We start from the raw sequence: 11,892 nt of genomic DNA, 5'->3' as shown, positions 1-11,892 counted from the left end.
GCATTTATACGTGAGGCAGTTTTTTAGCGTTGCTTATTCTACAGAAGCAGCAATCTTATTTAATGAAGCAAGTACTGTCTGCTTATCCCCGCCGCAGTAGTAGGCTGCGAGCAGTTCATAGCTTGTGCGCAGGTCAATTAAGTAGCAGTCATGCGTGCCTGTGTCGTACACGAAATGAGTAACTTCGTCTCCTTTAGCCCCGTCCAGCACCTTGTACTGTTCCAGGTCGAATAATTCACGCATACCATCCTGTGCTAATTCCATAAACTCTTCTCTTGAAATCTTTTTTAATGCTACGAATTCTATTTTTGTACTCATTCTGCAGCCTCCAATATAGTATTATATTTACTCCCGCTTATTTTAGCACTTTCGAAAGTTATATAAAAATATTGGGTATTATATTTCAAATATAACCTTTGTATCTATTTTCACTCAAAATATTATGAGCTGTTTTCCCGCTATTACTTACTATATTAGGATCTGCACCGGCATCTAATAATCGCTCAATTACCCTTAAATGGTTGTTTATAGATGCTGCGTATAAAGGAGTAGTTTTGTTTTTACTTTGAATGTTCAAGTTCGCCCCGTTTAAAATTAAAAGATCTACTATTTCATCGTGGCCTCGAGCAGCTGCCATTTGTAAGAGACTGACACCTCCTTTGTTTGTCCTATTTACATCAGCCTCTGGAAGAGACAATATATTTTTTACTTTTTCTACATCCGATTCTTGTACAGCAAATATAAGATCATTAATATCAAAACTTTTTAGTGGTGTTAAATGCTTGGTCCTATCTTTTGGAAGGCCCCGTTGTTTTACTTCATATCTCTTATTGTGTTCTATGATCATATCTTTTATTTTAAGAGCATTATCCATAACCTGAAATGTTGCTTTTACGTAATATGTAACGCTGTTTTCAAACAAAACTTTAGCTTGATCTCTAGGTATTTGTATATACCAGTCATTTTTATTAAGATCCAGTGAGTCTGCGAATTGAAAGGTCCGAATAGTACATGGAAAAATTTCATTCTCAATATCATATAAATCTTTTTTTAATTCTAATAAGCCTATTTGAATAGGAGGAATTTTTTTGACTCTATTTCGAAAATCTAAATCCTGCTCAAAAGGGGGTTTAGTAAAATTTATTGGAAAAACTTGAATTACATCTTTAATATTGTTAGTAATATGCATTTCATTAAAATTAATTTGAAGTGTTTCCTTGTTATCTGTAGATAATTTACTTAGTAAAGTAAACCTTTGTTCGCTTTCAAAATTTTTAATAGATGAATCATTAATATAAGCATAGAAAATATCAAAGTTAATATTAATAAAGGAATAGTCTTTATTAACTTCCGCATAAAAAAGAACTACTTTATCTTCATTACTTAAAAACATTTTTGAAAAATCTATAAATGCTGTTCCTATTGGGAGGGGATCCATTAATTCAATCCTGTTTTTATATTCCACAATTGTTTCAAAAACGTCCCTTTCATATATTTCTTTAACTTTTTGCTTTTTCTTCTCAGCTTCTTCCACTTTTAAATAAAAAGGATCATAGAACTTCGTGGAAAAGTCTATAAAATTTTCCTTGTGATTTTCTTCAATTATTTTATTTTTTTCATTAACTTTAGTCTTAGCTTTTAATAAGTATTCCTGCAGAATAACTTTTTCTTTCATCGGGAGAGCATCTAGATCGCTTAAGTATTCTCTCTGACCATATGTTGCAACAAACCAGGAAATTAAGCGAAATAAGGAATTGAAAATTCTTTGTGCTTCTGTCATATTACTGTAATTATTGTGAGCAGCTTCATTGCCTTTTTTCCTAATTTCCAATAATAAGTCTTTAAATTCATGTGGAAGTATTTCTTTATCCACCAGCATAAAAATTATTTTGTTAAAACCAATAATTTTAAAATCAATTTTCAGGTTTTCATAGTTTGCTATTTTTTTAATAAGTACTTCTTCTAATTGTCTTAGCTTTATCATAGATATATTAGGACTTTTGAAAAGATTATCTTCTATGTCTATAGTTATACTATATAAATCAATCCATTCTTTTTTTAAAAAAGTGTATAAAAACATTATTAATCCCCCTGCAACTGAAAATTTTCAAATACTGTTGAACAATGAAATATTAATTGCTCATAGATTATATTGTTTAAATTTCAAAGAAAATGGTTACAAATTATGCTAATATAATTTCGGATTTTGATTGCTGCATTTCAAAGTAGTAATTAGGGAAATATTTATATAAATAGTTCTTCACCACTAAGTGTAATTGACAGGCAGGTCAATTATTTATCGCAACGCAGAAGTCAGCTATAAGTAGCATGTAGAGACCTACGTTGCAAACGGAGCTTTCCGACCTGTTTTCAGCTAACTGAGGCGAAAAATTCCTAGTCTCAGTGGATCTTCCAACTGCGCTGAAATCCTCTGGGAGTCTCCGTCCTGCACTGCGTTCTTATCTTTCTATTTTGGGTCCACTACATATTATGGTGAAGAACCAAATAAATTCAAATGATTATGTCTATTTTACTATAAAACTTTATTCAGAACTTGATTTCAATCGAATATATTACCTCAATTTTTAGTTAAAAAGAATTTGAGTAATCTTCATAAGTCATATCTGTACTTTTATTTCCGAGTTGCATAAATAATTTCACGGTAAACGAAATATAGGGGCTCGCCTTCAGCTATTTTCAGATTCCGCTTATTTCCGCTGGAGGTACGTACATCTGCTTTAATCAATCATTTAATATCCTGAAGTTTTTCAAGATTTATTAAGAATGATTTGTATAAACTTAATAAGCTTTACAAAATGAATTCATATTTTAGATATTATAGACTGTTTGATTTTTCGTGCTTGTTTTGATATTAAAAACCATTATCAAGGGGGAGTCCATATGCCGCAGAAAACAGAGAAGGGACAGTCAGCGCTTGTAGAAAGCTACGTCCATTCCCCGGAAAAACAGCAGCAGTTATACAAACGTACATTAATCATCGTAGTCATCTCGCAGATTTTCGGTGGCGCCGGTCTCGCTGCCGGCATCACGGTGGGCGCGTTGTTAGCGCAGGACATGATGGGAGCGGACAGCGTGACGGGTATTCCTACGGCGCTGTTTACCCTCGGTTCTGCAGGAGCTGCCTTTTTAGTGGGAAGGTTTTCGCAGAAATTCGGGCGCCGCACCGGGCTGACGCTAGGATTTTCTGCCGGAGGAATCGGGGCAGGCGGGGTTGTTCTCGCTGCCGTGATCCAAAGTGTGCCGCTTTTGTTTATTTCCTTGGTTATCTATGGCGCGGGAACTGCGACCAATCTCCAGGCAAGATATGCTGGAACAGACCTCGCAAATTCCAGCCAGCGGGGGAAAGCAGTTAGTATTGCGCTCGTATCCACGACGCTAGGAGCCGTCGCCGGACCGAATCTGGTGGGAGTGCTGGGAGAATTCGCTTTATCTTTAGGAATTCCTGCACTGGCAGGGCCCTTTCTGTTAGCCGGCGCAGCATATCTGCTCGCGGGAATGATAATTTTTCTTTTACTTCGACCGGATCCTTTTATGATCGCAAAAGCACTTGCAGCCTATGAGGCGGAAATCAATCCGCTCAGTGAAGAAGAAAATGCAAAGCTGCTTACGGTTAATAAAAGGGGAGTGTTCGCAGGAGGAGCCATCATGGTGCTGACACAATTTATAATGATGGCGATTATGACAATGACGCCAATACATATGGGGCATTATGCACACGGGTTGAATGCAGTAGGAATGGTAATCGGCATTCATATAGGCGCGATGTTTCTTCCATCGTTAGTTACAGGCTACCTGGTAGATAAAGTGGGGCGGGTGGTGATGGCCGTCGCTTCCGCTGTAACGCTGCTTGCTTCCGGCATTCTTGCCGCCGCAGGACCGGCAGATTCCCTGGCGGTACTAATTACCGCACTGGCACTGCTCGGACTCGGGTGGAACTTCGGATTAATCAGCGGGACAGCCATTCTGATAGATGCGACCTCTCCGGTGACCCGGGCAAAAACCCAGGGTTCCGTCGATGTTTTCATCGCTTTAGCGGGTGCGCTCGGCGGAGGACTATCCGGCCTGGTCGTTGCCTATTCCAGTTTTGCTGTTCTTTCACTCGCAGGTGCTGTGCTTTCTTTATTTCTTATTCCGGTCGTCATCTGGGGAGCCGGACAGCGTGCAGCTTAGGAAAGACTTACTTTGAATGTACACTCTGTTAAATATTTCGGGTTCCTATACTTTAAATATAACGTTTGTTATAATGAGAGAATTCGTAAGAAAATAATTTCTAAATCTGATACGAATGCAGGAGAAGTGAATTTGTGAATAATGTCATCTCAAAAATAGATTATACAGAAGTAATGGAATACTCATTGACGCCGCTTATCCTCCACACAGATTATAAAATTTTATATATAAATCATGCAGCAGAAGAATTTTTCGGGACGATAAAAGAAGAAATCACTGGATTTAATCCATTGGATATATTTAAGGAAACTTCAAAAGCCTTGATTAAGAAAAGAATTCAATCTGCCTACGGGGCACCAGCTGAAGTGATAGAAGAAACGATATTTAAAATGGACGGATCAACTGTCGACGTGGAACTGTATTGTCACCCAATTATGATTGACGGGCAGAAAGCGATCCAGACATACGTTAGAGATGTGACCGAACAGAAGCTGGCAGAAAAGAAACAGTTACAGATGATGGCTCAGGTAAATGAATTATCTGCCACGCTTGTGCCGCTGGGAAATGAACTGGCAGTGCTTCCGCTTGTTGGAGACTTTGATGATCTGCGAGCACGAAAACTGCTGGAGGTTCTTCCGGAAAAAGTGCAGGCACAAAAAATTAGTTACGTCATCCTCGACTTTTCAGGAATTTACAGCCTGGATAAAGTGGTGGCAGATTATCTTTTTAAAATATACAACGTTCTTGCACTGCTCGGTGTGCAGTCTATTATTACCGGCTTACGGCCTGAATCAGCGATGGTCGCCGTAAACCTCGACCTTGATTTTTCCGCCATTCCCACCATGGCCACGGTTAAAGATGCGCTCGTTTACTTTGAAACAGAAGTGAAAAAATAATGATATAGACAGATGGTTTATAACCATATTATCGAACAGGTTCCTGAAAAGGGGCCTGTTTTTTTAGGTGAGTTCGTCCCAGTGTACACAGTAAAGCGTCCCGGCTGACTATGATTTCTTATTTTAGATTTAACTTCGGTAATCTCCCGGGGCACAGTGCATCATTCGTTTGAAATTCCGGTGAAACGAGCGCAGGTTGTTGTAACCGCTCGCTTCTGCAATTTCTCCTACCGTCTTTTGGGTATTTTTCAGCTGATAGCAGGCCTGGGAAATGCGGTAATGGTTCAGGTATTCGGTAAATGTCCTGTTTGTCATCTGTAGAAACAGCTTGGATAAGTAGACGTAGTCATACTGCAGCTCCGCTGCGGCAGCTTTTAAACTGCATTCTTCCTGAAAGTGTGCGTCCACAAACAGCAGCATTTGGTGAATCACTTTTGTTTTCGGAGAATATTTTACTTCCGTGAACTTCGTCTCTTTTACTAATTTGTCGCAGCAGTGATATAAAAAAGCTTTCTGTCCGTAAACTGAATGCACTGCAGCAAGTCCGGAAACTTCCGGAAAGGAAAAGAGATTGTTTTTCGGTATCATTCCCTTATAATTCATAAAAAAATGTCCGATTAATTCCGGGGAAAAAATAACGATCTCAATATCTGCTCCCGGAGATGCGGTGATTGCATGCATCTGGTTCGGAAAGATAAAAGCAGCTTCTTTTTCCCCGACGCTAAATTCCTGCTGATCCACGGTCAGCAGCATTTCTCCCTGCTTTACGAGAATAATTTCGTAGGCCCGGTGAAAGTGCAGCGGAAAGTGGCTGTGATAAAGCTTCAGTACCTGAAAGTACTCATTTTCTTCAATCCCGTGATGTTCAAAAAATGCCAACCTTTCTTCCCCCCCCCTACGTAAAAACACTAATATTGTCTTATATTATACTAGAATTCGAATAGTATTGCCTCCCCTGTTTCTTCTAAAATAAAAGAAGGCAGTGAAAACGAATACGAGGAGGAATCATCGTGGGAGTAGAATATCACGTAGCAAAGAACGGATCAGATACCGGACGGGGAACAGAGCAGGAGCCGTTCCTTACGATTAATAAGGCAGCCGCACTTGCGGAGGCAGGAGACACGGTCATCGTGCATGAAGGGGAATACCGGGAGTGGGTGAAACCTCAAAATCCAGGACTGAGTGAATGGAGAAGAATTACATATCAGGCGGCAGAAGGAGAAAAAGCTGTCATTAAAGGCTCTGAAAGAATTACGGAGTGGGAAAAAGCAGAAGGCACTGTATGGAAAGCTGTGATTTCCAACGAGTTTTTCGGCGAGTACAATCCGTTTAAGGAAGAATTATTCGGCGACTGGGTCATTTATAACCCCGGGAGACACCTCGGGGAAGTGTATGTAAACGGCAAGTCGTTTTATGAGGCAGAAAATTATGACCAGGTCGTGAATCCGGTGGTGGAAACAGAAGTACTGGACCGCTGGACGAACAAAATTGTGCCGGCTCATGATACGGAGCAGATGAAATACGCCTGGTATGCAGAAGTGGATGAAAAGCAAACAACGATTTTTGCGAATTTCCATGACTATGATCCAAATCAGGAAGTAACGGAAATTAACGTGCGGAAATGCTGCTTCTATCCGGAAATTACCGGTATAGACTATATCACCGTCCGCGGATTTGAAATGGCACAGGCAGCTACGCCATGGACGCCGCCGACGGCAGACCAGCCCGGATTAATCGGTCCGCACTGGAGCAAAGGCTGGATTATTGAGGATAATAATATTCATGATTCCAAATGCAGCGGCATCAGCCTCGGAAAAGAAATTTCCACCGGCCATCACTATTTTTCCAAACGGCAGGATAAGCCGGGGTATCATTATCAGCTGGAAACAGTATTCGCCGCAAAGAAAAGCGGGTGGAGCCAGGAAAAGGTCGGGTCTCACATCGTCAGAAACAATACGATTCATGACTGCGGACAAAATGGTGTCGTAGGCCACCTTGGCTGTATTTTCAGCGAAGTTTCCAACAATCACATTTATAATATTGCCATCAAGCGGGAGTTTTACGGGCATGAAATTGCAGGGATCAAGCTGCATGCGCCGATCGATACGCAGATTCGCAATAACCGGATTCATGACTGCTCTTTAGGAATCTGGCTCGACTGGCAGCTTCAAGGTACACGTGTGAGCAGTAATATCTGCTACCGCAATAACCGTGACCTGTTTGTGGAAGTAAGCAGCGGGCCGTGCCTGGTGGATCACAATATTTTCACTGCTGACTATGCGCTGGATAACCATGCGCAGGGCGGGGCGTACGTGAATAACCTCGTGCGAGGAAAAATGGTGCAACGTAAAATGCTGGACCGCTCCACGCCGTACCACGAGCCGCACAGCACGGATATCAAAGGAATTTCCGTCGTTTACGGCGGGGATGACCGCTGGTTTAATAATATCTTTATCGGAGATGACGACCTGGAGGATGTCGGTACTGCGCATTACAACGGCTATACTGCCTCTCTGGAGGAGTTTATCGAAACGGTGCAGAATAAATCGGGAAGCGACCATGAAGCATTTAACGTCGTCGAACAGCCGGTATATATTAATAACAATGCCTACTTGAATGGAGCCGCTCCTTTTGACCGGGAGGAAGAGAACTTTGTTTCCGATGCAGATCCTTCCATCAAAATTATTGAAGAAGGAGAAACAGTGTATCTGGAAATTGAGCTGCCGGAGGAATTTGAACAGCAGTCCGGAAAAATTCATTCCACTCATACGCTGGAAAGAGTACGGCTTGTAGATGTGGAGTTTGAACAGCCGGATGGCAGTGAAGTTGTGTTAAACAAAGATCTGCTCGGCGAGGAGAAAGAGCAGGAGAGCGTACTGGGCCCGCTTTCCCAGCTGCAGAAAGGGAAAAACCGTATTAGAATCTGGGGCTGATTTTTGTTATAGGCGCTGCTATAAAGAAGGCATGCCTGCAGCTCTATTTTCTGCGCCTGCAGCGCGAAAGCGGAATTTTCTATCATCTTAGTTTTAAATACGCACTAATAATGAAAGTCTCTGCTGAGTTAAGTAACTTGGCAGAGGCTTTTTTAAAATTTACTATTTCTTTGTTGCGGCAGCCTGCTTTTCCAATTGCTCTGTTAAAGTTTGGGGTTTTTAGGAGGAAGGTACGCCTGCGGCTTCTTTTTCTTCGCTTGCCGCGGAGAAATCCTTCAGCTATCCCTCCCTTTCGTCCGGGATGATCTTCACGCTTTCTTTTTCCGCAGGCGTCTTGAAAAACCTCCTTGTCTGTCTTTTAGTTGTTAAAGACTTTGAAATAGAAGCATTTATCTGCTTCGGAATTGCAAAAGGGAATTACGAAGCGGAAATCGGCGGACGCCTGTGTAGAGAGTGAGCATTGCTCCACTCGACCAGCAGGCATCTTCACCAAAAACGTGAAGATGCCTTTGAGATCATTTGGTCGGCTGCGCAAATGCTTTCGGCGGTAAAAGTGCATACCGCCTGTGGAAGAACGAGCTGGGAAGATCCCGCAGCGAAGCGAGGAAGCTGAGGAGCTCGTCCACGGCAAGCCTGCCGGGTTGGAGCGGAGTTTTCTATTGATAACAACAAAGAACGATAACAGTACTTTTTCATTAAATAGTAGTTGGGGAATGAAGGACGAAGTGGTAAAATAATAGACGCTGAATTTTTGAAGCGGTATAAGCATTAAAAACGATAATGAAGCTTGCAAACATAGATATAGAAAGAGAAAGGGGACAGAATTGTGTCTGCAGAATTTAAAGCGAAAATTCATTCGCTTGATGATAAAGGTTCCGGCCGTGCGGAAGTATGGCGGGAAAATGAAAAAGGAAATTTAAAAAAGCTGAAGCTGACGCTCCCGCAGACACTGCGGGGAGAAGAAGTCCGCGTCACGGTAGAAGAGCGTGCCAAAAAACGGTGGAGAACATTGCCGGACGAAATTATAAACGAACATAAAGAACGCGTGACGCCTCCGTGTCCACACTTTGTAAAGTGCGGCGGCTGCGTATGGCAGCACTGGCAGTACAGCGGCCAGCTCGCTGAAAAAACAGCGCACGTAAAGCACGCGATAGAAGAGCAGGGATTTGATCCTGCACTTGTGACGGATACGATCGGAATGGAAGATCCGTGGCACTACCGCAACAAGATGGAGTTTACCTTCTCGCCGGAGGGCGCGCTGGGACTGATGGAACAGGGCAATTTCCGCAGTGTGATTTCTCTGGAAACATGTTTAATCGCAGGCAAGGAAATGGTGGAAGCTGCCATGGAAGTTGCCGATTGGAATACAGCACATCAGCTGAAAGGCTATGATAAGGACGAGCACGTAGGATTGCTGCGCCACTTGATGGTAAGACAATCGTTTGCGACGGGAGAAATGATGCTTGGAATATTTGCCACAGAATCTCCGGACGGACCGTTAACGGAACCAGTGAACGATTTGATAAAGCGGATAGAAGAAAAGTTCCCGCAGGTGAAAAGTCTCTTATGGCTGGAAAACAGGGACTGGGCGGACCGTGCGCAGTCAGAAAATACGCACCTGCTTTCCGGGCGGGACTTTATTCACGATGAAATGGCAGGGTATAAATTCCGGCTCTGGTTCGACACGTTTTTCCAGACAAATCCTGTCCAGGCACAGAAGCTGGTGGATATTGCCCTTGATATGGCAGAACCAAAAGAAACGGAAAAAATGATGGATCTGTTCTGCGGTGTCGGAACGTTTTCGCTGCCGTTTGCGAACAGAGTTGGAAAACTCGCGGGAATTGAACTCGTGGAAAGCTCGATTGCTTCAGCGAAGCGAAACGCAGAGGACAACGGGATTCATAACACGACGTTCCTTGCAGAAAATGCCCGTACAGGGATCGATAAAATGCTCGAATCCTTCGGCCGTCCGGAGCTGTTGCTGCTCGACCCGCCGCGTTCAGGTGCCGGCGGAAAAGTAATGAGAAGAATCGGCCGCGCACAGCCGGAACGGATCGTGTACGTATCCTGCAACCCAGACACGCTTGCGACGGATATGAAGGAGCTTGCCGATTTCGGATATGAATTAAAAGCACTGCAGCCTGTGGATCTCTTCCCGCAGACAGTACATGTGGAGTGCGTTGCAAGACTGGAAAAAGCAGAAAAGTAAAGAAACATTCCAGGAGATTTTTTTGCATTATTAAAGGCACTGAAAAAGTGGAAGTCCACTCTTTCAGTGCCTTTTAGATCGAGTTTTAAAATTTGTTATTGATTATTATTCATTTAATGCCGGCAGTTGAAGAAGATCAGTCATCGCCTTTGGAAGGTCTGTATTATCGAGTAATCCACTAAACTGCTCAGAGCCTAGTCCGTACGCATAAATCGGAACTTCAATTCCTGTATGGCTTGTAGTAGACCATCCTACTCCTGCGTAGTTGCTGATAGTTTGATTAATCGCAAGACCAGCGTTATTCGATTGCTGAATAGTTTGTGCTTCTTCCTCTGTCAGGGTAATTGCTGCATATTCTTCTACTACTTCGGCAACATTACTGCGATCATCATTTAACTGTGCAGCCATATAATCACCTGTAGCAGTCACATTATGAAGAATTTCAACATTGGAGCCCTTGCTTTCATAACCTCCCAGTGTCATTCCGCCTGTATCATGATCACCAGCTATTACAATCAGCGTTTCGCCATCTTGATCTGCAAAGTCTAAAGCGTCAATAACAGCTTCTTCAAACGCTGCAGTATCACTCATTGCCCACGCAGCGTCATTAGCATGGCCTGCCCAGTCAATTTGGCTGCCTTCCACCATGAGGAAAAACCCTTCCTCATTTTGGTCTAATACGTCAATTGCACTGCTGGTCATTTCAGCTATGCTCGGCTGATCTGTTTCTTCCCGATGCAGTTCAGGTGCCATGGCCCCGTCTGCAAATAATCCGAGAATGTTTCCTTCTTCAATATTAAGTAACTCTTCCTGATTTTCCACAAATTGATATCCCATGTCTATTGCTTCATTAAGTAAATGACGCTCTTCCTGTCTGCCGCCTTCACTCTCGGGTAAAAAGTATTCCAAGCCACCGCCTAAGAACACATCTACTACACCTTGGTCAATATACTGGCGGGCAATTTCCTCCTGATTATTCCGTGAATCCACATGTGATGCAAAAGCAGCGGGAGTCGCATGTGTAATAGTGGAATTAGCAACCAATCCCGTAGATTTTCCAGCTTTACTGGCTGCTTCAAGAATCGTTTCCAATTCTTCTCCGTCAGGGGTTTGACCGATCATGCCGTTGTTGGTTTTTGTTCCAGTGGCCATGGCAGTTCCAGCAGCAGCTGAATCTGTTACCCGGTTATTATTGGAATGTGTTGTAATCATGCCAGTAAGAAAATCATCCCATACAGGTGCACCATCTTCTTTATAGTGACGATAGTTTACGTTATAACCTGCAGAATAGCCGTCAGGGATGAAGTAAATCACGTTTTCAATGTTTTCTTTAGATTTTTTATGCCCTGGAGAACCCGCATGGTCAGGTTTTCCAGCATGAGCAGGTGGCCCTGGCTGATCAGGTTTTCCGGCATGACCCGGGGGACCTGCATGTACGTCTCCGTTACTAAAGCCTAAACCAACACCAATTACTGCCACACTTAATATTGCAGCTGTCGCTTTTTTAAACATATATTATTCAGCCTCCGTTTTTTAGTTTTATTATTCAATTTTAATAAGCAGCCTCTTTCCTCCTTCTCTTCATGAATGGTGGTGGGTCTTGTATGTTTTTCTAAGTAAATCTTAGCAATTCAATATTATGGAAATGTATAGATGGCTTTAA

8 protein-coding genes are annotated in these 11,892 nt (G+C 42.6%); 4 read left to right on the top strand and 4 right to left on the bottom strand.

The features are described from left to right. Positions 1 to 33: 33 nt before the first annotated feature. Together BLP92_RS07705 and BLP92_RS07700 are read right to left on the bottom strand one after the other, a co-directional pair. Positions 34 to 318, bottom strand: a complete 285-nt coding sequence (locus BLP92_RS07705; RefSeq protein WP_090842226.1) for a hypothetical protein — start codon at positions 316 to 318, stop codon at positions 34 to 36. Between the two features lie 85 nt (positions 319 to 403). Continuing rightward, positions 404 to 2,080 carry an ankyrin repeat domain-containing protein gene (locus tag BLP92_RS07700; protein WP_090842224.1) on the bottom strand — a complete coding sequence of 559 codons (1,677 nt, stop codon included), beginning with the start codon at positions 2,078 to 2,080 and terminating at the stop codon, positions 404 to 406. Between the two features lie 821 nt (positions 2,081 to 2,901). On the opposite strand from BLP92_RS07700, the gene BLP92_RS07695 reads away from it, so the two are divergent. Together BLP92_RS07695 and BLP92_RS07690 are read left to right on the top strand one after the other, a co-directional pair. Continuing rightward, positions 2,902 to 4,191: an MFS transporter gene (locus BLP92_RS07695; RefSeq protein ID WP_090842222.1), complete on the top strand. Its 1,290-nt coding sequence runs from the start codon at positions 2,902 to 2,904 to the stop codon at positions 4,189 to 4,191. A gap of 134 nt (positions 4,192 to 4,325) precedes the next feature. Further along, on the top strand, positions 4,326 to 5,087 hold the full coding sequence (locus BLP92_RS07690; RefSeq protein ID WP_090842220.1) for a PAS domain S-box protein: 762 nt from the start codon (positions 4,326 to 4,328) through the stop codon (positions 5,085 to 5,087). A gap of 129 nt (positions 5,088 to 5,216) precedes the next feature. Here BLP92_RS07690 and BLP92_RS07685 read toward each other — a convergent pair whose 3' ends face one another. Then, positions 5,217 to 5,966, bottom strand: a complete 750-nt coding sequence (locus tag BLP92_RS07685; protein ID WP_090842218.1) for a helix-turn-helix transcriptional regulator — start codon at positions 5,964 to 5,966, stop codon at positions 5,217 to 5,219. Between the two features lie 131 nt (positions 5,967 to 6,097). Between BLP92_RS07685 and BLP92_RS07680 the strand changes: the two genes are divergently transcribed. Further along, positions 6,098 to 8,020 carry a right-handed parallel beta-helix repeat-containing protein gene (locus tag BLP92_RS07680; protein WP_090842217.1) on the top strand — a complete coding sequence of 641 codons (1,923 nt, stop codon included), beginning with the start codon at positions 6,098 to 6,100 and terminating at the stop codon, positions 8,018 to 8,020. An 826-nt stretch (positions 8,021 to 8,846) separates the two neighbouring features. Continuing rightward, positions 8,847 to 10,229 carry a 23S rRNA (uracil(1939)-C(5))-methyltransferase RlmD gene (gene rlmD, locus BLP92_RS07675; RefSeq protein WP_244516720.1) on the top strand — a complete coding sequence of 461 codons (1,383 nt, stop codon included), beginning with the start codon at positions 8,847 to 8,849 and terminating at the stop codon, positions 10,227 to 10,229. 105 nt (positions 10,230 to 10,334) lie between these two features. Here rlmD and BLP92_RS07670 read toward each other — a convergent pair whose 3' ends face one another. Further along, positions 10,335 to 11,741 (bottom strand): alkaline phosphatase, encoded by a 1,407-nt coding sequence (locus tag BLP92_RS07670; RefSeq protein ID WP_090842211.1) that lies wholly within the window; start codon positions 11,739 to 11,741, stop codon positions 10,335 to 10,337. Positions 11,742 to 11,892 lie beyond the last annotated feature (151 nt).

The sequence above is a fragment of the Alkalicoccus daliensis genome (genome assembly GCF_900103955.1).
In the GTDB taxonomy this organism is placed as follows: domain Bacteria; phylum Bacillota; class Bacilli; order Bacillales; family Salisediminibacteriaceae; genus Alkalicoccus; species Alkalicoccus daliensis.
This window is presented reverse-complemented; position numbering and strand designations above follow the sequence as displayed.